Annotated in this window: 14 protein-coding genes, 1 pseudogene and 1 riboswitch; of the genes and pseudogenes, 10 read left to right on the top strand and 5 right to left on the bottom strand. The window is 74.4% G+C overall.

Going from position 1 to position 21,921, the window contains the following annotated elements; genetic code table 11:
- Positions 1–162: 162 nt before the first annotated feature.
- The 4 genes from TR49_RS01260 to TR49_RS01245 all read right to left on the bottom strand — a co-directional run bounded on the left by TR49_RS01260 (position 163) and on the right by TR49_RS01245 (position 5,544).
- Positions 163–1,089 carry an amidohydrolase family protein gene (locus TR49_RS01260; protein WP_236653160.1) on the bottom strand — a complete coding sequence of 309 codons (927 nt, stop codon included), beginning with the start codon at positions 1,087–1,089 and terminating at the stop codon, positions 163–165.
- Positions 1,090–1,319: 230 nt separating this feature from the next.
- Positions 1,320–2,666 carry a type I glutamate--ammonia ligase gene (locus TR49_RS01255; RefSeq protein WP_042376093.1) on the bottom strand — a complete coding sequence of 449 codons (1,347 nt, stop codon included), beginning with the start codon at positions 2,664–2,666 and terminating at the stop codon, positions 1,320–1,322.
- Positions 2,667–2,797: 131 nt separating this feature from the next.
- A complete protein-coding gene (locus tag TR49_RS01250) occupies positions 2,798–4,138 on the bottom strand; it encodes a hypothetical protein (protein ID WP_042376359.1) in 1,341 nt (446 codons plus the stop codon).
- A gap of 287 nt (positions 4,139–4,425) precedes the next feature.
- Positions 4,426–5,544, bottom strand: coding sequence for an alpha/beta hydrolase family protein (locus tag TR49_RS01245; RefSeq protein WP_042376092.1), 1,119 nt, complete (start codon positions 5,542–5,544; stop codon positions 4,426–4,428).
- Positions 5,545–5,805: 261 nt separating this feature from the next.
- Between TR49_RS01245 and TR49_RS01240 the strand changes: the two genes are divergently transcribed.
- The 10 genes from TR49_RS01240 to TR49_RS01200 all read left to right on the top strand — a co-directional run bounded on the left by TR49_RS01240 (position 5,806) and on the right by TR49_RS01200 (position 19,819).
- Positions 5,806–7,206, top strand: a complete 1,401-nt coding sequence (locus TR49_RS01240; protein ID WP_042376090.1) for an NAD(P)/FAD-dependent oxidoreductase — start codon at positions 5,806–5,808, stop codon at positions 7,204–7,206.
- Positions 7,207–7,335: 129 nt separating this feature from the next.
- Positions 7,336–7,491, top strand: coding sequence for a hypothetical protein (locus tag TR49_RS43460; RefSeq protein WP_160311070.1), 156 nt, complete (start codon positions 7,336–7,338; stop codon positions 7,489–7,491).
- A gap of 56 nt (positions 7,492–7,547) precedes the next feature.
- Positions 7,548–7,722: riboswitch (cobalamin riboswitch) on the top strand.
- 31 nt (positions 7,723–7,753) lie between these two features.
- The gene (locus tag TR49_RS01235) at positions 7,754–8,704 is read left to right on the top strand and encodes a cobalamin biosynthesis protein (RefSeq protein WP_042376089.1); all 951 of its coding nucleotides are present in this window, start codon (positions 7,754–7,756) and stop codon (positions 8,702–8,704) included.
- Positions 8,701–10,200 carry a cobyric acid synthase gene (locus tag TR49_RS01230; RefSeq protein ID WP_042376088.1) on the top strand — a complete coding sequence of 500 codons (1,500 nt, stop codon included), beginning with the start codon at positions 8,701–8,703 and terminating at the stop codon, positions 10,198–10,200. The genes TR49_RS01235 and TR49_RS01230 overlap by 4 nt, the downstream gene beginning before the upstream one ends.
- Before the next feature lie 131 nt (positions 10,201–10,331).
- A complete protein-coding gene (gene cobN, locus TR49_RS01225) occupies positions 10,332–13,982 on the top strand; it encodes a cobaltochelatase subunit CobN (RefSeq protein ID WP_236653179.1) in 3,651 nt (1,216 codons plus the stop codon).
- Entirely contained in the window at positions 13,982–16,033 is a 2,052-nt protein-coding gene (locus tag TR49_RS01220; protein WP_042376086.1) for a putative cobaltochelatase, read from the top strand. The genes cobN and TR49_RS01220 overlap by 1 nt, the downstream gene beginning before the upstream one ends.
- Before the next feature lie 2 nt (positions 16,034–16,035).
- Positions 16,036–16,632 (top strand): cob(I)yrinic acid a,c-diamide adenosyltransferase, encoded by a 597-nt coding sequence (gene cobO / locus TR49_RS44870; protein ID WP_042376084.1) that lies wholly within the window; start codon positions 16,036–16,038, stop codon positions 16,630–16,632.
- Positions 16,633–16,637: 5 nt separating this feature from the next.
- Complete coding sequence (locus tag TR49_RS01210; RefSeq protein WP_236653159.1) at positions 16,638–18,017, top strand: cobyrinic acid a,c-diamide synthase CobB; 1,380 nt, start codon at positions 16,638–16,640, stop codon at positions 18,015–18,017.
- Between the two features lie 4 nt (positions 18,018–18,021).
- The gene (locus tag TR49_RS01205) at positions 18,022–18,417 is read left to right on the top strand and encodes a YchJ family protein (protein WP_042376081.1); all 396 of its coding nucleotides are present in this window, start codon (positions 18,022–18,024) and stop codon (positions 18,415–18,417) included.
- A 94-nt stretch (positions 18,418–18,511) separates the two neighbouring features.
- The gene (locus TR49_RS01200; protein ID WP_052433853.1) at positions 18,512–19,819 is read left to right on the top strand and encodes a GH39 family glycosyl hydrolase; all 1,308 of its coding nucleotides are present in this window, start codon (positions 18,512–18,514) and stop codon (positions 19,817–19,819) included.
- A gap of 9 nt (positions 19,820–19,828) precedes the next feature.
- On the opposite strand, the pseudogene TR49_RS43455 reads toward TR49_RS01200, so the two are convergent.
- A pseudogene (locus TR49_RS43455) lies at positions 19,829–21,921 on the bottom strand (lipopolysaccharide biosynthesis protein); the annotation flags it as partial.

The following is a 21,921-nucleotide window of genomic DNA, read 5'->3' as shown; positions in this document are numbered from 1 at the left end:
CGGTTCGTTGCGCCGTGCCGGCCTGCGTACAGGCCGCAAGGGACTCGACCACACTCACGGGGGTGGCAGCTACGGGAAGGAACGACGGGTTACCCAACCGTTATGCCGGGTGATGAAGTGACGGGATATCAATTCAGCTTCAAATGGGACGTTCCAGCGCGTTCAAGAAAGTCCGTACAGTCTGCGGGCGTTCCCGCCGCCGACGAGCGCGGCGATCCGGGCCGCCTCGGCCGGGACCGGCACGGCCTCGGCGAGCCAGGCGTCGAGCGCGTCGGCGAAGGCCGCCACGCCCACCAGGTAGAGCTCGGGCAGGCCGTAGGCGTCGGTGGAGAACAACAGCTTGTGGAACGGCGCGAGTTCGAGCGTCTCCGCGAGGACGCGGCGTGCCGCGGTGCCGACGTAGGTGAGGGTCAGCCCGAGGTCGCAGTACACGTGCGGGAACGCCTGGGCGAGCCAGGCGGCCTGGCGGTGGTAGGGCCAGCCGTGCAGCAGCACCAGCGGCGTGCCGAAAGGCTCGGCGGCCCTGATGAAACCGGTCAGCAGCGACGGGTCGCTGCGGTGCAGCACCAGGTCCGGATCGCCGAAGCCGGTGTGCAGTTGGAGCGGCAGACCCAGCTCCAGCGCCTCCCAGAGCAGATGGCGCAGCAGCACCGGGTGCGTGAGCCGCCCGCCGCCGGACGCCAGGTGCAGCGCCGCGGCGTTGGCGACCTCGGCGGGGGCGGGCCGCCTCGGCTCGAAGTCCAGCCCGCAGCGGTACGCCACCACGGACTTGAGCCCCACCGCGCGCCCGGCGGCCCGCCTCAGCGCGGCGCCGACGGTCGCGGCCCACGCGTGCGCGCCCGTGCCGGGCGGCGCGGCCTGCTCGGCGACCCGCTCGATCCGCACGATCTCGCGCACGTCCGCGTGCGCGAGGCCGCCGAGCTCCTCGGGGGAGAGGAGCGGCACTCCGGCGGCCTCCGTCAGCCCCGTGTCCACGAGGCAGACGCCGAGCCCCGCCGCCCGCAGCAGCCGCCGGGTCGCCTCGGCGACCCCGAGCTCCCGCCTGCGCTCCAGGTACGCCTCGACGGACGCGAACGGCTCCAGCCCCAACTCCGGCGCACACCACCGCCTCACGGCCAGCCCGACAGCCGAGTCCCACGGTGTCGCCCCCACCGCTGGCGGCCGGTCCGACTCACTGAGCAGCGAAGCGAACGCCCCCGCCCCGAGCTCGGCCCCGACCACGCTGTGACAGTGCTGATCGACCAGCACAGGCCGTCCCGGCAGCCGGGGCACACCGGATCGTGCCTGATGGGCGACCACGGGCGGCTCGGCCGGGCACATCAGTAGCGCCACTTCGTGGCGGCGACGACGTCCTCGGGTTGACGCGTGCCGTAGGCCGCGCTCTCGGCGGCGCGGACGGAGGCGATCGCCTCGAAGAGGACGTCGCCGAGGGCGTCGCGGAGGACGGTGGAGGCGCGGAAGGCCGTCAGGGTCTCGTCGAGGGTGGTGGGCAGACGGGCGGGCCTGCGCTCCGGTGGCAGCAGGGCCGGATCCCCCTGGACGGGTTCGGGCAGCGTCGCCCCGGCCTCCAGGCCCGCGAGACCCGCCGCGATCACGCCGCCCACGGCGAGATACGGGTTGGCCGCCAGATCGAAGCACTTGACCTCGACGTTGGCCTGCTCGTCCCCGCCCTGGACGAGCCGCAGCGCAGCCTCGCGGTTCTCCACGCCCCAGCACTGGAAGCAGCCGGCCCAGTGCGAGGGAACCAGCCGCAGGTAGCTCGCGGGGCTGGGCGCGCCGAGCGCCAGCAGCGCGGGCAGCTCCCGCAGCACCCCGGCCAGGAACGCCGCGCCGTCCCCGGAGGGCTCCGCTGCGGCCAGCAGGTTGCGTCCGTCGCGCCAGGCGCTGAGATGCAGATGGCCGCCGTTGCCGACGCCGCCGGGCTCGAACGCCGGGGCGAAGGACGCGCGCAGGCCGTGCTGCGCGGAGACCCCGCGGATCGTGGTGCGGACCAGCACCGCGTCGTCCGCCGCGCCGAGCGGGTCCCCCGCGGCGACGGAGACCTCGAACTGCCCCGGCGAGTACTCGGGGTGGACCTGGAGGACGGTCAGCCCGGCGGCCTCCAGTGCCAGCAGCACATCGCGCAGGTAGTCGGAGCAGTCGGTGATCCGGTGCAGGCCGTAGGCGGGGCCGTCGGTCGGGTAGGAGCCGTCCTCGGCGCGCTGGACGATCCACTCGGTCTCGAACGCGGCGCGGAAGGTGATCCCGCGCTCCTCGGCGCGCTCGACGGTCCGCGCCGCGAAGGCGCGCTGGCAGGCGGGGTGCGGCAGACCGTCCTGCCGGTAGCGGTCGGCGGGCACGAAAGCCCAGCCGGGCTGGGCCGCCAGCGCGACGGCCCGGTCCAGCGCCGGGAAGAGCCTCAGATCGCCGTCGGGGCCGCCCAGGTGGCGGCTGCTGGTGATCGCGTCGTCGACCAGGAAGACGTCGAAGACCGGCGACATGCCGACCCCCTCCACCGCGGCCTCCGGCAGCCGCCGCAGCGGCAGGCCCTTGACCCGGGCGACGCCCGCGTTGTCGATCCAGGTGAGGGCGAGCGCGACGACGCCCTCGTCGCTGAGCCGCGCGGCGGTCAGTCGCGCCTCCGCGCGGGCCTCCTCGCGTGACTGGTCGTGCGGCGCCTCCGGCACGCGTGGCCTCTGCGGCCCACGCGACGAGCCCGGCCCGCGCGACACTCCGTCCTGGTCCACCGTCGGCCCCTCTCCGGGTCGCGACCCGACCATCGTCGGGCCGGTCGTCATGCCGGCCGTCGGGCCGGTGGTCAGGCGCCGCCGTCGTGCACGCTGAACGCGCTGCGCCGGGCGGCCCTCGCCACTCCAGGATCGGGGTGCGCGGACGCCACGGCGGCCAGGACATGCCCGGCGCGCGGGTGACCCACCTGGCGCGCGAGTGCGAAGAGGCGCCCGGGGTCGCCGTCGGCCGCCCCCTGCACGTGGCGGACCAGCATCCCGGTGTCGCCGTGCTCCAGCACCGCCGCGCCCGTGTCGACCCAGAGCCAGGCGGCGTCCTGCTTGCCCAGCACGTCCGCGGGCAGCACGCCCTCGTCGCTGTGCTCGGCCAGCCACAGCAGCGCGTACGGGCGCAGCATCGCCTCCTCGACGGCCTGCCGCACGGACGGCTCGGCCGACTGCCCGGCGACGCGCAGCGCCTCGAAGGCGAGGCCGCGCAGCAGCGCGTCCTCACCGCGGGCCACGTCCAGCAGGTCGGCGACGGCGCGGTCCACCTGACGCGCCGCCAGCCAGGCCCGGTACTCGGCGCGGGCCGGCCCGGGCGAGTAGCCGGCGCAGGCGGCCAGCAGCTCGTGGGCGGACTGCTCGATGTGACCGGCGGCGGTCTGCGCGACGGTGCAGATCTCCTCCAGCTTGGCGCGGACCGCCCAGTGGCCGAGCGGGGTCAGCTCGAAGCTGTCCTCGACATCCTGCTGTCCGGTTCTGCGGACCACGGCCCCGACGGCTCTGAAGCCGTCCAGCATCCACCGCAGCACGGCCACGATCTCGCCCTGCGAGGGGGGTTGGCCCGCCTCGCCGTCCCGCGCGTCGGCGCGGACGGCGGAGACGGCGAGGGCGGCGTGCGGCACCGGGGTGGCTGCGGTCGGGTGCAGACCGGCGTGCCACTGCTCCTCCAGGCCGCGGCGCAGCAGCTCCAGCAGCTCGGTCTCGGCGACCGGGGCGTCCACCAGGTGCAGGAAGGAGAGCAGTTGCGGCGCGTGGTCCACGGCCTGTCCGGCGAGCCGGGTCAGCGCCCGGTCCGGGACGGAGACCAGCAGCGTCCACGCGTCGAACAGCGCGGCCCAGCCGCGCAGCACCGCCTCGTCGTCGTGCGCCCAGGCGTGCAGCCGCCAGCCGGGGCCCGCCCCGGCGCCCCGCAGCTCGACCAGCCCGGTCAGCCGCGCCCGCTCCCAGGCCGCAAGGGCCTGGTCCACGGTCAGGTCCAGCGCCGTCGCCGCCTCCGCGGCATCGGTCGGCAGCAGGTCCCCGCGCCGGTCCACCGCGGCGAGTTCGCCCGCCCAGCGGGCGACGCGCACCGCGTCGGCGAGCAGACGCCGCGCCGGGGGCGCGAGGCTGCCCGGTCCGGGCAGATCAGCCGGCGGCGTCCGGCGCACCTGCCCCTTCGGGCGGGGCAGCCGGGCCACACGGGCGGCAGGGATATCGGCATCACGGTCACGCGGATTCCGGGACGTCACGCGGTGCAGTCTTCCCCGTCATACGGCAACTTGTCACATTCTCAGGCGTGGCGCAGTTCCGCCTGCGGCGGGCGGGACGAGAGAGCAGGGAAGTTGCACTCCGCACACCGTGACCGGGGAGTAGGGTTCGCGCACCGCGGGCCCGGCACGAACCTCGGCGCCGACCGGGCAAGGGACCTCCGCGGCCGCCCAAGGAGCGCCGGGTCCTACAGCAGCGGCGTGACGAACCGTCGCAGGACGTCCTCGTAGCCGTGCGGGTCGGCGTTCCACAACGCCTCGTGCTCCGTGCCCGGGAACTCGCGGAAGAGGACGAGGTCGTCGCGGCGGCGGGCGAGGCGGCGGACGGGTTCGATCGGGGCGATGGTGTCGTCGGGGCTGTGCAGGACCAGGGCCGGGACGTGGAGGCCGTCGCCGGAGGCGAGGTGGTCGAAGCCGGCGGTGTCGACGTCGGCGCGGCCCTGGGCCGCCAGTGTGCCGAGCTCCGCGAGGGGCTGCGGGACGCCCAGCCGGGTGGCCCGTCGCCGCGTCGAGGTGCGGAAGTCGAGGACCGGGGAGTCGAGGACGAGGCCGCGCACGTAGTCGCGCCAGGCGGAGCGCTCCGCGGCGTACATGGCCATCGTCGCGCCGAGGCCCCAGCCGTACAGCAGGACGCGGCTCGCGCCGGAGTCCACGGCCAGGCGGATCGCCGCCTCGACGTCGCGCCACTCCGTCTCGCCGAAGTGTCCGATGCCGTCGGGCGACGGCGGGGCGCCGGGGTCGTTGCGGTAGCTGACGCTCAGCACCGGCAGCTTGAAGTCCTCGAAGACCGGCAGCAGCGGCAGCACCTGGGCCCGGTCCGCGCCCATGCCGTGGACGGCGATCACCCACGGGTCGCGCAGGCCCGGGAGGTACCACGCGGGCATCGCGCCCAGCTCGGTGGCGACGGCCGTCTCGGAGAAGTCCAGCCCCAGCGCGGAGCGGGGATCCCCGCGCAGCACCCACGGCGTCAGCACCACCTTCTCGCCGGGCTCCGGCAGCGCCGTGCCGCCCGGAAGGACCGCGCGGACGACGGTCTGCGCGGTCCGGGCGAGCACGTCGCCGACGACGACATGGCCGTCGGCGCCCCACTCCAGCGCCCAGACGCCCGGGCGCTCCGTCTCGGGGGCGCGGGTGAGCTCCACCCGGTCCGGCTCCACGGAGTGCACGCGCAGGCCCCCGGCCGAGGCGGGCGCCGCGCCGCCGGCCCGCACCGAGATCTCCGAGACCACTCGTCCCGCGATGAGCGCCACCACACCCGCGCCGACGGCGGAGGCGGTGACCACGACGGCTGCCTTGCCCCAACGCATGTCGCTCTCCCGATGGACGCTCGCGGATGTTCTCTCCATCCCAGTACCCCGGGAAGCCGCCCGCCACCGGGAGAGGTCCTAACGGGGCGGGTCGACACGCCGCCCGTCCAGTCGACGGTTTGTCCGAAGAACTCGCCCGGACCTTGACACTCTGTGCATTGCCGCAGCTCGCAGGCCCGGATAGCGTGCCCGCACCCGAGCAGGACAGCAGCAAGACAGCCAAGACAGCTCAGCCGAGTTGCAGACGGAAGCAGGTCTTACGTGGCCACGTCCACCACCGTCAACGGCGGTGTCTCCTTCTGGTACTCCGCCATCGGCCTCCCCGTGCCGCGCGCCGCGCTGGAGGGCTCCACCGAGGTCGACGTCGCCGTCGTCGGCGGCGGCTACACCGGCCTGTGGACGGCCTACTACCTCAAGCAGGCCGATCCCGCACTCCGGGTCGCCGTCCTGGAGCAGCGCTTCTGCGGCTACGGCGCCTCCGGGCGCAACGGCGGCTGGCTCTACAACGGCTTCGCGGGGCGTTCGGTCTTCGCCAAGCGCTACGGCAAGCCGCGCGCCGTCGCCATGCAGCAGGCGATGAACGCCTCCGTGGACGAGGTGCTGCGCGTCTGCGCCGCGGAGGACATCGAGGCGGACCAGACCAAGGGCGGCGTCCTGGAGGTCGCGCTCACCCCCGCGCAGGTCGAGCGCCTCGACGCCTTCGTGGCCGGCGAGCACGCCTACGGCGAGACGGAGGTGCAGCGCCTGACGGCCGCGGAGGCGTCCGAGCGGATCGCCGTCTCCGGTGTCCTCGGGGGGAGTTGGACGCCGCACGGCGCCCGCATCCAGCCCGCCAAGCTGGTCCTCGGCCTCGCGCGGGCGGCCGAGCGCCTGGGCGTGAAGATCTACGAGCAGACGGCGGTCACCGAGATCCACCCGACCCGCGGCACGGTCCCCGCCCGCGCGGTCACCGGACGCGGCACCGTCTCCGCGAAGTTCGTGCTGCGCTGCACCGAGGGCTTCACCGCCAACCTGCAGGGCGAGAAGCGCTCGTGGCTGCCGATGAACTCCTCCATGATCGTCACCGCGCCGCTCCCTGCCTCGTTCTGGGACTCCGTCGGCTGGGACGGCCGCGAGACGCTGGGCGACTTCGCGCACGCGTACATGTACGCGCAGCGGACCGCGGACGACCGGATCGCCCTCGGCGGGCGCGGCGTCCCCTACCGCTTCGGCTCGCGCACCGACAACGACGGCTCGACCCAGCCGAAGACCGTCGAGCAGCTGACGGAGATCCTGACCCGCTTCTTCCCCGCGGCCGAGGGCGTCGCCGTCGACCAGGCCTGGTCGGGCGTGCTGGGCGTGCCCCGCGACTGGTGCTCGACGGTCGCCGCCGACCCCGCGACCGGCCTCGGCTGGGCCGGCGGCTACGTCGGCAGCGGCGTCACCACGACCAACCTCGCCGCGCGGACGCTGCGCGACCTGGTGCTGGGCGAGCACACGGAGCTGACGGCGCTGCCGTGGGTGGACCACAAGGTCCGCAAGTGGGAGCCGGAGCCGCTGCGCTGGATGGGTGTCCACGGTATGTACGCGGCCTACCACTTCGCCGACCGCCAGGAACGCGACGGCCGCGCGCACACCTCCCCCGTGGCGAAGGTCGCGGACGCGATCTCAGGCAGGTACTGACCGCAGGGCGCGACCCCCCGCCCCTGGTGGTTCCCCAAGGTGCAGAAATGTTCCGTTTGTCGGACGCTTGTGGAAGGACGGATCGGGGTCCGTCCAGGCCGCAGCAGCATTCGACACCTTGGGGTGCCCATGTCTGTCATCTTGTGCCTGCTTGTCGCCCCGCTGGGACTCTTCCTCATCCTCGGTCTCTCCTGGTTCGAGGATCATGTCCTCCGTCCGCCCGCGAGCCCCGCCGATCAGGCCCTCCAGAAGGCCGTGGAACTGCTCAACAAGCCGCGCTCCTGACAGTGACCGGTGACACCGGCGGGGCCGGTTGACGCTGCCTCCGGCGACATGGTGGGATCTTTACGCCAATCGGAGGCAAGGAGAGGAAGCCGGTGCGAATCCGGCGCGGTCCCGCCACTGTCACCGGGGAGCACCTGCGAACGACGGTCACGGCAGCGCCATGCTGCTGGAAGGCCCGCCGGTGCGTCGATCCGGAAGCCAGGAGACTCTCGCCTTCGGATCGTCGATCCAGGGCGCGGACCCTGAGTGAGGACACGCACCGGTGCGCAGTCGCGCGCGCAGCGCTTATGCCTTCGCGTTCGGGGCCCTGGCGGGTTACGCCGCCGACGCCGTGTTCGGCGACCCCCGACGTGGTCATCCCGTAGCGGGCTTCGGACGGTTCGCTGGCGCGTTGGAGAAGCGCCTGTACCGCGACCATCGCGGCGCGGGAGCCGCCTTCACACTCGCCGCCGTCGGCAGCGTCACGGCCGCCGCGCTCGTCGCCCAGTGCGCGACGCGGCGCTCCCCCGCCGCGCAGGCGGCCCTCGCCGCCGCCGCGACGTGGACCGTGCTCGGCGGCGCGTCGCTCACGCGTGAGGCGCGCGTCATCGCGGGCGCGCTGGAGCGCGGGGACGTCGAGGCAGCGCGCGGCCGCCTGCCGCACCTGTGCGGGCGCGACCCGAGCCGGCTGGACGAGCAGCAGCTCGCACGCGCCGTCGTGGAGTCCGTCGCCGAGAACACCGCCGACGCCGTCGTCAACGCGCTCGCCTGGGGCGCCCTCGCCGGGACGCCCGGCCTGCTCGCCTTCCGGGCCGTCAACACCCTGGACGCGATGGTCGGTCACCGCTCGCCGCGGCTGATCCGCTTCGGGTGGGCCTCGGCCCGCCTGGACGACGTCGTGGGGTGGCCGGGCGCGCGGCTCACCGCGCTGCTGACCGTCGCCGCGAGCGAGGACCGGGGCCGGACCTGGCGGGTGTGGCGGCGTGACGCCGCGTCACACCCGAGCCCGAACGCCGGGCATGCCGAGTCGGCCTTCGCGGGCGCGTTGGGCGTCCGCCTCGGGGGCACGCTCCAGTACGGGGACAGAACCGAACACCGACCGGTGCTCGGGGCCGAGTTGCGACCGGTCGCGGTCGCGGACGTGGAACGCGCCTGCCGGCTGTCGCGCCGGGTCGGGGCGCTGGCGCTGGCGGCCACCGTGACGGTGGCCCTGCTGAAGGGGGCGAGGAAGTGAGCGGCGCACTGCTGGTCGCCGGGACGACATCGGACGCGGGCAAGAGCGTCGTCACGGCGGGCATCTGCCGCTGGCTGAGGCGGCAGGGAGTCAAGGTCGCGCCGTTCAAGGCACAGAACATGTCGCTGAACTCCTTCGTCACCCTGGACGGCGCCGAGATCGGCCGCGCGCAGGCGATGCAGGCGGCCGCGGCCGGGCTCGAGCCGGAGGCGGCGATGAACCCGGTGCTGCTCAAGCCCGGCGGCGACGGGCGCAGCCAGGTCGTCGTGCTGGGCAAGCCCGTCGCCGAGGTCGGCGCGCTGGACTACCGCGACCGCAAGCCCGCGCTGCTGCGGATCGCCCTCGACTGCCTCGCCGACCTGCGCAGCCGTCACGACGTGGTGATCTGCGAGGGCGCCGGCTCCCCCGCCGAGATCAACCTGCGCGACCGCGACATCGCCAACATGGGCCTCGCCGTCGCCGCCGACCTGCCCGTGGTGGTAGTCGGTGACATCGACCGCGGCGGCGTCTTCGCATCCATGTTCGGCACCCTCGCGCTGCTCTCCGCCGAGGACCAGGCGCACATCGCCGGGTGGCTGGTGAACAAGTTCCGCGGCGACGCGCGGCTGCTCCGGCCCGGCCTGGACATGCTGCGCCAGGTGACGCACCGTCCGGCGCTGGGTGTGCTGCCGATGCTGCCCGGCCTGTGGCTGGACGCGGAGGACTCCCTCGACCTGGCCGGGGTCATGGCGCGCGGCTCCTCCGGTCCTGCGGTCGGCTCCGACGTGCTGCGGGTCTCCGTGGTGCGGCTGCCGCGTCTGTCGAACTTCACGGACATCGACGCGCTCGCGCAGGAGCCGGGCGTGCTGGTCCGCTGGGCGACCCGGCCCGAGGAGCTGGCCGACGCCGACCTGGTCGTCCTGCCCGGCACCCGCGCCACCGTCGCCGACCTCGCCTGGCTGCGCGACCAGGGCCTGGACCGGGCCGTCGCCGAGCGGGCGGCGCGCGGCCTGCCCGTGCTGGGCGTCTGCGGCGGCTACCAGATGCTGGCGCGGACGATCGACGACCGCTTCGAGTCGAAGCAGGGCGCGGTGGACGGGCTCGGACTGCTGCCCGTGCACATCACGTTCGCGCGGGAGAAGACGCTGGCCCGGCCGGTCGGCGAGGGCTACGGCGAGGTCGTGCACGGCTACGAGATCCACCACGGCGTCGCCGCCGTCGAGGGCGGGGAACCGTGGCTGGACGGCTGCCGCGCGGGCTCCGTCTGGGGCACGACCTGGCACGGCGCGCTCGAGAACGACGGCTTCCGCCGCGCCTTCCTGCGCGAGATCGCCGCGGCCTCCGGACGGGACTTCGTCCCCGCGCCCGACACCTGCTTCGCCGCCGCCCGCGAGGAGCGGCTGGACCGGCTCGGCGACCTGATCGCCGAGCACGCCGACACCGACGCGCTGTGGCGGCTGATCGAGGACGGCGCGCCGCAGGGCCTGCCGTTCGTCCCCCCGGGGGCGCCCGCATGAGCACCGAGACCACATCGACAAGCACTGTGAACAAGGGAGTTGACCGGGTGGCCCCTACCCAGGAAGCCAGGTCCCAGGAAGCCGGGAGTCGGCAGGACGGCGCGGCGGAGCGCGGGACCACCGTCCTGCTGCTGTCGACCGCCGACACCGACCTGCTCGCGGCCCGCGCGTCCGGCGCGCGCTACCTGATCGGCAACCCGACCAGGACGGACGTGGCCGCCGAGCTCCCCGGGCTGCTCGCCGACGCGGACGTGGTCGTGGTCCGCCTGCTCGGCGGCCGCCGCGCCTGGGAGGACGGACTGGCGGCGATCGCCGCGTCCGGTCTGCCGACCGTGCTGCTGGGCGGCGAGGCGGTGCCCGACGCCGAGCTGATGGGGATGTCCTCGGCCCCGGCCGGTGTCGTCGCCGAGGCACTGCGCTACCTCGTCGAGGGCGCCCAGGCCAACCTCGCCGAGCTGGCCCGGTTCCTGTCCGACACGGTCCTGCTGACCGGCGAGGGCTTCGCCCCGCCCGAGGCCATGCCGCAGTTCGGCGTTCGGGGGGACGCTGAACTGCGGGATGGCCGCCCCACCGTGGGGGTGCTCTTCTACCGCGCCCACGAACTGTCCGGGAACACCGCCTTCGTGGACACCCTGACAGAGGCGATCGAGGCCCGGGGCGGCAACGCCCTGCCCATCTACTGCGGTTCGCTGCGCGGCGCGGACGCCGGGCTGTTCGAGCTGGTGGGGAGGTGCGACGCGTTGGTCGCGACCGTGCTGGCCGCCGGTGGGACCGTGGCCGCCGACGCGTCGGCGGGCGGGGACGGCGAGGAGAGCTGGGACATCGGGCAGCTCGCCGAGCTGGACATCCCCGTGATCCAGGGGCTCTGCCTGACCACCTCGCGCGCGGTCTGGGACGAGTCGGACGCCGCGCTGTCGCCGATGGACGCGGCCATGCAGGTCGCCATCCCCGAGTTCGACGGCCGGCTGATCTCCGTCCCGTTCTCGTTCAAGGAGACCGGCGCCGACGGCATCCCCGTCTACGTCGCCGACGAGGAGCGCGCCGCGCGGGTCGCCGGGATCGCGCTGCGGCACGCGGCGCTGCGCCACAAGCCGAACGCCGAGAAGAAGCTCGCGATCGTCTTCACCGCCTACCCGACCAAGCACTCCCGCGTCGGCAACGCCGTCGGCCTGGACACCCCGGCCTCGGCCGTCCGCCTGCTCGACGCGCTGCGCGGCGCGGGCTACACCGTCGACGGCTACCCCGCGGGCGGCGACGAGCTGATCCACTCGCTCATCGCGGCGGGTGGCCACGACGTGGAGTGGCTGACGGAGGAGCAGCTGCGGGCCGCGCCCGCGCGCGTCCCGCTCAAGGACTACCAGCTCTGGTTCGACGCGCTGGACGAGGAGCTGCGCGAGGGCGTCCTGGAGCACTGGGGCGAGGCCCCCGGCCAGCTCTACGTCGACGGCGACGAGATCGTGCTCGCCTCGCTCGCCTTCGGCAACGTGGTGCTGATGATCCAGCCGCCGCGCGGCTTCGGCGAGAACCCGATCGCGATCTACCACGACCCGGACCTGCCGCCGTCCCACCACTACCTGGCCGCCTACCGCTGGCTGGAGGCTGCGACGTCGTCGGGCGGGTTCGGCGCCGACGCGGTCGTCCACCTCGGCAAGCACGGCACGATGGAGTGGCTGCCGGGCAAGGGACTCGGCCTGTCGCGCGGCTGCGCGCCGGACGCGGTGCTGGGCGAACTGCCGCTGATCTACCCGTTCATCGTCAACGACCCGGGCGAGGGCACGCAGGCCAAGCGACGCGGCCACGCGACCATCGTCGACCACCTGGTGCCGCCCATGGCCCGCGCCGACACCTACGGCGACCTGGCCAAGCTGGAGCAGCTGCTCGACGAGTACGCGCTCGTCAGCGACCTGGACCCGGCCAAGGCCCCGGCCGTGCGCGCGCAGATCTGGACCATCGTCAAGGCCGCCGAGCTCCACCACGACCTGCACGTGGACGAGCAGCCGGACGACGCCGAGTTCGACGAGTTCGTCATGCACATCGACGGCTACCTGTGCGAGATCAAGGACGTGCAGATCCGCGACGGCCTGCACATCCTGGGCGGCGGCCCGGAGGGCGAGGCGCGGGTCAACCTGGTGCTGGCGGTGCTGCGTTCGGCGCAGATCTGGGGCGGGCGCGCCGACGCGCTACCGGGTCTGCGGGCCGCGCTCGCCTCCCACTTCGGGCTGGTCGAGAAGGAGTTGCTCGCCGAGCCCGGCGCCGTCGTCGCCGTGTCGGAGGCGCTGGGCGCACTGGTGGACGGCCCCGCCCGGACCGGTGCGGACGCGCTGGACCTGCTGGAGCAGCTGTGCCGCCGGCTCGCCGAGGGCATGGAGGCGCGGGACTGGGCCGTCGAGGCCGCGCCCTCCCTGGTCCTGGAGGTGCTCGGCGGCCCGCTGGACACCGCCGTCGCCGTGCTGGAGTTCGCAGCCGAGGAGGTCGTGCCGCGACTCGCCCGCACCACGGACGAGTTGGATCACATCCTGCGCGCGCTGCGCGGCGGCTACGTTCCGGCCGGGCCGTCCGGCTCGCCCACGCGCGGGCTGGTCAACGTGCTGCCCACGGGCCGGAACTTCTACTCGGTCGACCCCAAGGCCATCCCGTCGCGTCTGAGTTGGGAGGTCGGGCAGGCGCTCGCCGACTCACTCGTCGCCCGCTACCTGGACGACACCGGCGCCTACCCCAAGTCCGTGGGCCTCACGGTCTGGGGCACCTCCTGCATGCGCACCCAGGGCGACGACATCGCCGAGATCCTGGCGCTGCTCGGCTGCCGCCCGGTGTGGGACGACGCCTCGCGCCGGGTCACCGGCTTCGAGGTCGTGCCGCTGGACGAGCTCGGCCGTCCGCGCATCGACGTGACCGTCCGCATCTCCGGCTTCTTCCGCGACGCCTTCCCGCACGTCGTCGCCCTGCTGGACGACGCGGTGCGGGCCGTGGCCGAGCTGGACGAGCCCGCCGACGCCAACTACGTGCGCGCCCACGTCGACGAGGACACGGGCGAGCACGGCGACCGCCGCCGCGCGACGGCCCGCATCTTCGGCTCCAAGCCCGGCGCCTACGGCGCCGGCCTGCTGCCGCTGATCGACGCCCGCAACTGGCGCTCCGACGCCGACCTGGCCGAGGTCTACGCCGTCTGGGGCGGCTACGCCTACGGACGCGGCCTCGACGGCCAGGCGGCGCGCGGGGACATGGAGCAGGCGTTCCGCCGCATCTCGGTGGCCGCGAAGAACGTCGACACCCGCGAGCACGACCTGGTCGACGCGGACGACTACTTCCAGTACCACGGCGGCATGGTGGCCATGGTCCGCCACCTGACCGGCGAGTCCCCCGCCGCCTACGTCGGCGACAGCGCCACGCCCAGCCAGGTCAAGACCCGCACGCTGGGCGAGGAGACGCACCGCGTGTTCCGCGCCCGCGTGGTCAACCCGCGCTGGATGGCGGCCATGCGCCGCCACGGCTACAAGGGCGCGTTCGAGATGGCCGCGACCGTCGACTACCTCTTCGGCTACGACGCCACGGCGGGCGTGGTCGACGACTGGATGTACGAGAAGCTCGCCGCCGAGTACGTCTTCGACCCCACCAACCAGGAGTTCATGCGCAGGTCCAACCCCTGGGCGCTGCGCGGCATCACCGAACGGCTGCTGGAGGCGGCGGAGCGCAAGCTCTGGGCGGAGCCGGACCAGGAGACCCTGGACCAGCTGCGGGCCACCTACCTGGAGCTCGAAGGCGATCTGGAAGGGGACGAGTGATGACCGACCTGACCGATGCCCGTTACCCCTTCACCGCCGTCGTCGGCATGGACGACCTACGGCTCGCGCTGCTGCTGAACGCGGTCTCGCCGCAGGTCGGAGGCGTGCTGGTGCGCGGCGAGAAGGGCACCGCCAAGTCGACCATGGTCCGTGCGCTGGCGGGGCTGCTGCCAGCGATCGGCGTCGTGGCCGGCTGCCGGTTCGCCTGCGACCCGGCCGCGCCGGACCCGCAGTGTCCGGACGGGCCGCACGTCGTCTCCTCGGTGAGCGAGCGGCCGACCTCGCTGGTCGAGCTGCCCGTCGGCGTCAGCGAGGACCGCATCGTGGGCTCGCTGGACCTGGAGCGCGCGCTCGCCGAGGGCGTCAAGGCCTACGAGCCCGGCCTGTTGGCGGCCGCCCACCGCGGCGTGCTCTACATCGACGAGGTCAACCTGCTCCACGACCACCTCGTCGACCTGCTGCTCGACGCGGCCGCCATGGGCCGCTCCTACGTCGAGCGCGAAGGCGTCTCCGTGCGGCACGCGGCGCGCTTCCTGCTGGTCGGGACGATGAATCCCGAGGAGGGCGAGCTGCGGCCGCAGCTGCTGGACCGCTTCGGGCTCACCGTCGAGATCGCGGCGACGCGCGAGCCGGAGCAACGGGCCGAGGTCGTGCGGCGGCGTCTCGCCTACGACGCCGACCCGGACGGCTTCGCCGCCCGCTGGCGGGAGGACGAGCGGGCGCTCGCTCAGCGCATCGTCACGGCGCGGGAGTTGCTGCCGCAGGTGCTGCTGGGTGACGCCGCGCTGCGGCAGATCACCGCCGTGTGTGCGGCGTTCGAGGTGGACGGGCTGCGCGCGGACATCGTGATGGCGCGCACCGCCGTCGCGCTCGCGGCCTGGGCCGGGCGGACGCAGGTGCTGGCGGAGGACGTGCGCGTCGCCGCGCAGCTCGCGCTGCCGCACCGGCGGCGTCGCAACCCGTTCGACGCACCGGGGTTGGACGAGGAGAAGCTGGACGAGACGCTCCAGCAGTTCGCCGGGGAGGACCCCGAGACCGATCCGGAGGGCGATCCCGACGGCGACGGGCCGGACGGTCCCGACAACGGGGGCGGCGGAGGCGGGGGCCAGGACGCGCCGAACGGGCCGGAGCTGGAGTCCTCCGCCCCGGAGAGCCCGGCCGAGGCGCCCGCCGACCAGCCGCAGCAGCCCGCCGCCGGTGCGCCCGCGCCGCGCGAGGCGGCGCCCGTCGCGGCCGACCAGCCCTACCGGACGCGGCTGTTCAAGGTCCCCGGCACCGGCCAGGGCGTCCAGGGACGCCGCTCACGTGCCGAGACGGACGGCGGCCACACCATCCGCGCCGCGCGTCCCTCGGGCGCGCTCCAGCGCCTGCACCTGGCCGCCACGCTCCAGGCCGCCGCGCCGCACCAGCTCGCGCGCGGCCGCAGCGGGCGGGCGCTGGTGCTGCGCCGCGACGACTTCCGCCAACAGGTCCGGGAGGGACGTGAGGGCAACCTCGTGCTGTTCGTCGTCGACGCCTCCGGGTCGATGGCCGCGCGGCAGCGCATGTCGGCGGTCAAGGGCGCGGTCCTGTCGCTGCTGATGGACGCCTACCAGCGGCGGGACAAGATCGGGATGATCTCCTTCCGGGGCGGGTCCGCCGAGCTGCTGCTGCCGCCCACGTCGTCCGTCGAGGCGGGCGCGGCTCGACTGGAGCTGCTGCCCACCGGCGGGAGGACCCCGCTGGCGGCCGGGCTGCTGCGCGCCCACGAGACGCTGCGCGTCGAGCGGCTGCGCGACCCGCTGCGCCGCCCGCTCGTCGTGCTGGTGACGGACGGCCGCGCCACCGGCGCCCGCTCCGCGCTGGACGACGCGCGACGCGCCGCCGGGCTGCTCGCTTCCTCGGGTGCGGCGAGCGTCGTGGTGGACTGCGAGAGCGGTCCGGTGCGGCTCGGCCTCGCCGGCGAGCTGGCCAGGCACCTGCAGGCCCCGGCCGTCCGGCTGGACGACCTGCGCGCGGACACGATGACCGCGCTGGTACAGACGATGACGATGCAGAAGAAGGCGGCGTAGCGATGCCCCAGGGACAGCCGACCAGCGTTCCCGACGACGGCCTGACCACGCGTCAGCGCCGCACCCTGCCCGTGCTCGCCGTCCACACCGGCCCCGGCAAGGGCAAGTCGACCGCAGCCTTCGGGATGGCGCTGCGCGCCTGGAACCAGGGCTGGCCGATCGGGGTGTTCCAGTTCGTCAAGTCCGCCAAGTGGAAGGTGGGCGAGGAGCACGCGCTGAAGGTGCTGGGCGCGAGCGGCGAGGGCGGGACCGTCGCCTGGCACAAGATGGGCGAGGGCTGGTCCTGGGTCCAGCGCGAGATCGCCGAGTCCGAGGACGCGGCGCGCGAGGGCTGGGAGCAGGTCAAGCGCGACCTGGCCGCCGAGACCTACCGTTTCTACGTGCTCGACGAGTTCACCTACCCCCTGCACTGGGGCTGGATCGACGTGGACGAGGTGCTGGAGGTGCTGGCGAACCGGCCCGGCTCGCAGCACATCGTGATCACCGGCCGCTACGCCCCCGAGAAGCTCGTCGCGGCCTCCGACCTGGTGACGGAGATGACCAAGGTCAAGCACCCGATGGACGCGGGCCGCAAGGGGCAGCGGGGCATCGAGTGGTAACGGCCGTGCCGCGCGTCGTCCTGGCCGCGCCCGCGTCGGGCACGGGCAAGACGACCGTGGCGACCGGCCTGATGGCCGCGCTCACGGCGCGCGGGCTGCGGGTCTCGCCGCACAAGGTCGGACCGGACTACATCGACCCGGGCTACCACGCGCTCGCGACCGGGCGTCCGGGGCGCAACCTCGACGCCTTCCTGAGCGGTCCGGAGCGGATCGCGCCGCTGTTCCTGCACGGCGCGGCGGGCGCGGACGTCGCGGTGGTCGAGGGCGTCATGGGCCTGTTCGACGGCGCGGGCGGCCGGGGCGAGCTGGCCTCGACGGCGCATGTCGCGAAGCTGCTGCGGGCGCCGGTGGTGCTGGTGGTGGACGGCTCCTCGCAGAGCCGCTCGGTGGCGGCGCTGGTGCACGGCTTCGCCTCCTGGGACCCGGAGGTGCGGCTGGGCGGGGTGATCCTGAACCGGGTCGCCTCCGACCGGCACGAGGCGCTGCTGCGGGAGGCCCTGGAGGAGGGCGGCGGCGTGCCGGTGCTGGGCGCGCTGCGGCGGTCCGACGCGGTGGCGACCCCGTCGCGCCATCTCGGGCTCGTGCCCGCGGTGGAGCGGGACTCCGCCGCGTTGCAGGCGGTCCGGGAGATGGGCGAGCTGGTCGCGGCGGGGGTGGACCTGGACGCGCTGCTCGCGCTCGCCCGCAGTGCCCCCGCACTGCCCGACCTGCCCTGGGATGCGGCTGACGAGATCGCTGCTCTCCATTCGGACGCCCCGTCACAACCGCGACCGGTGGTCGCGCTTGCGGGCGGTGCAGCGTTCTCCTTCTCCTACGCCGAGAACGCGGAGCTGCTGACGGCGGCGGGCGCGGAGGTCGTCACCTTCGACCCGCTTCACGACGAGAAGCTCCCTGAGCGCACGTCCGCGCTGGTCATCGGGGGCGGCTTCCCTGAGGTGTACGCCACCGAGCTCTCCGCGAACCGGGCGCTCCGCGACGAGATCACCGCTCTCTCCGCGTCCGGAGCACCGATCGCGGCGGAGTGCGCCGGTCTCCTCTACCTCTGCCGTGCACTCGACGGCCGGCCGATGTGCGGCGTCCTCGACGCCGAGGCGGAGATGTCCCCCCGCCTCACCCTTGGCTACCGGGAGGCCGTCGCCCTCGGCGACAGCCCCCTCGCCCCGGCCGGCCTGCGCCTCCCCGGCCACGAGTTCCACCGCACCCGCACCACGCCGGGCTCCGGCCCCTCCCCCGCGTGGGGCTGGCGCACTCACGACGGCAAGCTGACCACGGAGGGCTTCACCGCCGCGTCCCTCCACGCCTCCTACCTCCACCTCCACTGGACGGCCGCCCCGTCCGTCGCCCTCCGCCTCGTCCAGCACGCCGCCGCCCACGCGGCAGAATGACGCCATGACCACCAGCTCCACCGCGCCCTGCCCCTGCGGCACGGGCAAGCCCTACGCCTCCTGCTGCGGCCCCTTCCACGCGGGCACCGCCCAGGCCCCGACGGCGGAACAGCTCATGCGCTCCCGCTTCGCGGCCTTCGCCCGCCACGACGCCCCCTACCTCCTGCGCACCTGGGCCCCGGAAACCCGCCCCGCCTCCCTCGACCTCGACCACCGCCTGCACTGGGAGCGCCTGGAGATCCTCTGCACCACGGAGGGCGGCCCCTTCCACCAGGAGGGCACGGTCGAGTTCCGCGCCCACTACCGCGAGGGCAGGTCAACCGGCGCCCTCCACGAACACAGCCGCTTCCGCCGCGACCACGGCGCATGGGTCTACATCGACGGCGACATCCGCGACTGACCGTGGCGTGGATCGCCTACGCGGGAACCGGACACCCGAAAGCGACCGAATGACCCTTCACGCCCTGGTCGGTGGGCGCATCTGACGTGTTTTCATGGGAGGTGTGGGGGAGCACGCCGGGGGGCGGCGCCGGAGGCGCGGTGGGGTGGTGGTCGGGCTGGTGGTGCTCGGCTGCCTGCTCGCGCTGTGGCGGGCCAGTGGGACGCCGGTCGCTGGGGGCGGAGGCGTTGGCGCGACGGCGCCCGGGTGGGGGTTCACGCACACCCAGTACAGCGCCGACGGCAACGCCGCCGCGCAGCGGCTGATCGCGGAGCAGCCGCTGCCGCAGGTGCAGGCGCTGATGGGCTGGGGCGCCGACAATCCCGAGCCGTCGCCCGGGGTCTACGACTTCGCGCGGCTCGACGCGCGGGTCGCGCTGATCACCCGCAGCGGCGGCACGCCGATCATCACGCTCTGCTGTGCGCCGGACTGGATGAAGGGCGGCAAGCCCGGCGCCACGGACTGGTCGACGTTGGAGACCGCGCCCTCCCCCGCCCACGACGCGGACTTCGCCGCGCTCGCGGCGACCGTCGCCCGCAGGTACCCGCAGGTGCGCGACTTCGTCGTGTGGAACGAGTTCAAGGGCTTCTTCGACAATGGCGCGGACCAGTGGGACGCGGCCGCGTACACCGCGCTCTACAACGACGTGTACCGCGCGCTCAAAGCCGTGCGGCAGGACATCGAGGTGGGCGGCCCCTATCTCCCCATGGACAGCTTCGCCTCCGGAACCGCCGCCGAGGACGAGGGCCACGGCTCGTCGGTGAACGGCCGTTGGGGGATGCTGGACGAGCGAGTGGTCACCGCGTTCGACTACTGGCTCCAGCACAAGGCCGGGGCCGACTTCGTCGCCGTCGACGGCTCGACCGTGCCCCGTGACGCCCGCGACGCCGAGCAGGGCCCGTTCGCCGCCACGGCGAAGTTCACCGCCGTCAGCCAGTGGATCCACGCCCGCACGTCGCTGCCGCTGTGGTGGACGGAGTGGTACGTCGAGCCGTCCGGCTCGGGCTGGTCGGAGCCGGAGCGGGACGCGGTCCTGGCCGCCGGGATGATCGCCCTCGCGCAGGGGCACGTCGCCGCCGCGTTCTACTGGAACCCGGAGACCGGCACCGCCGCCTGCCCCGGCTGCCTGTGGAGCAGCACGGGGACGGCTCTGCCGCCCCTCGCGCTGCTGCAGGGGTTCGCCCGCTGGTTCCCGCCGACGGCGGACCTGGTGCCGCTCGAAGCGGCCGACCCGCGCGTCCTGGTGCTGGCCCAGGCCGCGCGCGGCGTCGCCGTGAACACCACCGCGCAGGCCGTCCGCACCTCCGTGGGCGGCCGCACACTCGCTCTCCCCCCGTACGGCATCGTCTGGTTCACCCCGTGAGAGCCACGGCTACCGCAGGGTGAGGAAGCGCTCCACGACGGCCACCAGGAACCCGCCGACCAGCCCTCCGCCCAGCAGCAGGAACGCCCACCTCGCGCGCCCGGCCGGCGCCGCGCCCGCCCGCAGCCGGACCGCCTCGTACCAGAGCAGCAGGGGCGCCAGGACCGCGAGCAGGGCCCCCTCCGCGATCGTCCAAGCCGTCCAGTGGACGAGCGGACCGACAGGACCGACGCCGATGTCCGTCGGCACCGGACCGGGCGGGGGCGCGGCCAGACGGTAGAGGGCCGCGTCGGGAGCGCTGACGACGGGGACCAGACGAGGGTCGGTGTCGAGGGCCGTGCGGGCGCGGGCGTACCAGTCGGCGGCGTAGCCGTCGTTCGCGGTGAGGTCGGCTCCCTCGGTGCTGGTGACGACGAGGTAGCTCTGCGGTCCAGCCGCCCGGAGCGCCGCCTCCAGCGATCCGACGTCGGCGGGGTCGACCGGGGCCGCCGCGCCCACGTACGCGATGGTGTCCATGCCGCGCTGGTTCCACGGGATGGCGGGCGTGGTGCTGGGGTTCCCGACCGGTCCGAGGTACAGCACCCGCGCACTGGGCTGGTCGTGCCGGTAGACCCAGCCCAGCGCCGCGAGTTCGCCGCCGGTGACCCGTTCGAACTGCTCGTTGCCGTAGCGGGCGACGCCGAACCCCGCCACCGCGACCACGGCCCAGCCGACGGCCAGCGCGGACATCGCCCGGCCGGGGCGCGGCCGCCGTTCGGAGGGGTAGAAGAAGCAGGCGGCCAGCGGGGCGACGCCGGGCAGCGCGAACAGGAAGACCCGCAGGGCGATCTCGCCGCCGTAGCTCTGCATCCCGAGGGTGAAGAACGGCATGAACGCCAGCACCAGCAGCGTTCGTTCGCCGTGGCCGGCGCGCCTGCGGCGCCACCAGCCGAGCACGGCGAGGCCGAACCACGCGCCGCTGAGCAGCACGCGCAGGTAGAGCACGGCCTGGTGCGCCGGGTCGCCCCTCACCCGGTCCGCGACGCCGCTGCTGACGTTGCCGCCGAGCTGCCCCAGGCCGCCGAAGATGGTGTCGAGGTGGCCGGACCAGAAGCCCTCCGCCGCGAGACTGATCCAACCGGCCGCCAGGGCGGCCAGCAGCACGGCGAACCAGAGGCTGAGCGTGGTGCGCCGGGCCAGGCGCAGCGTCCCGACGGCCGCGATCATCACGAAGGGAGTCAACTGGTGCGCGGTGACGGCGGCCAGGAACAGCGCGGTCAACAGGCCCAGCAGCAGGGCCCGTTCGAACCGGCCGAGGCTCCGCGAACCCACCGCCTCCGGGGCCCGGAAGGCGGTCGACACCACGGCCAGGAAGGCGAGGTAGAGCGCGTAGGTGAACGCCTGCGGCGAGAAGTAGTCCTGGCCGACCCAGGAGGCCACCACGAAGAACCACAGCGCGCACCAGCGCGTCCGCCGCGGCAGGCCCAGCGAGCGCAGCAGCACCGCGAGCGCCGCCAGGCAGAGCAGTTGGGAGCCGACCTGGCTCCAGCGCAGCACCGGCAGCGGGTCGTCGACGCCGCCCGTGCGCAGCAGCAGTGCGGCCAGCCCGAAGAAGCCGGGCCAGCTGAAGCGGGCGTCCCAGAGCGGCAGGGTGTGCCCGGTGCGCTCGATGTAGTCGACGAAACCCAGGTGCTGGTAGGCGGTGGGGAAGCGCGGCACCGGCTCGACCAGCGCGGCCGCGCCGTGCAGCGCGAGAACCGCCGCCAGCAGCAGGAAGAGCTGGAGTCCCGGTCGCGCCACGACGGAGTTGAGCGCCAGGAAGAACAGCACGCCCAGCGCGCAGGCCGCGGCCGGCGCGACCGGCGGGAGCACGGAGACGAGCCCGAGTCCGCCCATCCGGTCCAGGGCAGCCGGGGCGACCCGGGTCAGCGCCCACAGGTAGGCGGCGAGCGCGAGCAGGCCGGCGGCCCACAGCGCGACGCCGAAGCGGCTGATCCGAAGGCGTGGCGCGGCTGCGCCGGAGGCGGGCGACGCGCGGTCCGGGCCACAGGACGCGGGCACGGCGGCAGGCCCGGACGCGGGCGACTCGTCCCGGTCCCGTCCGCCGTCCCGATCCGGGCCCA

It is taken from the genome of Streptacidiphilus melanogenes (genome assembly GCF_000787835.1).
Classification (GTDB): Bacteria; Actinomycetota; Actinomycetes; order Streptomycetales; family Streptomycetaceae; genus Streptacidiphilus; species Streptacidiphilus melanogenes.
The sequence above is the reverse complement of the archived record's forward strand: the minus strand, read 5'-3'. Positions and strand labels throughout refer to the sequence as shown.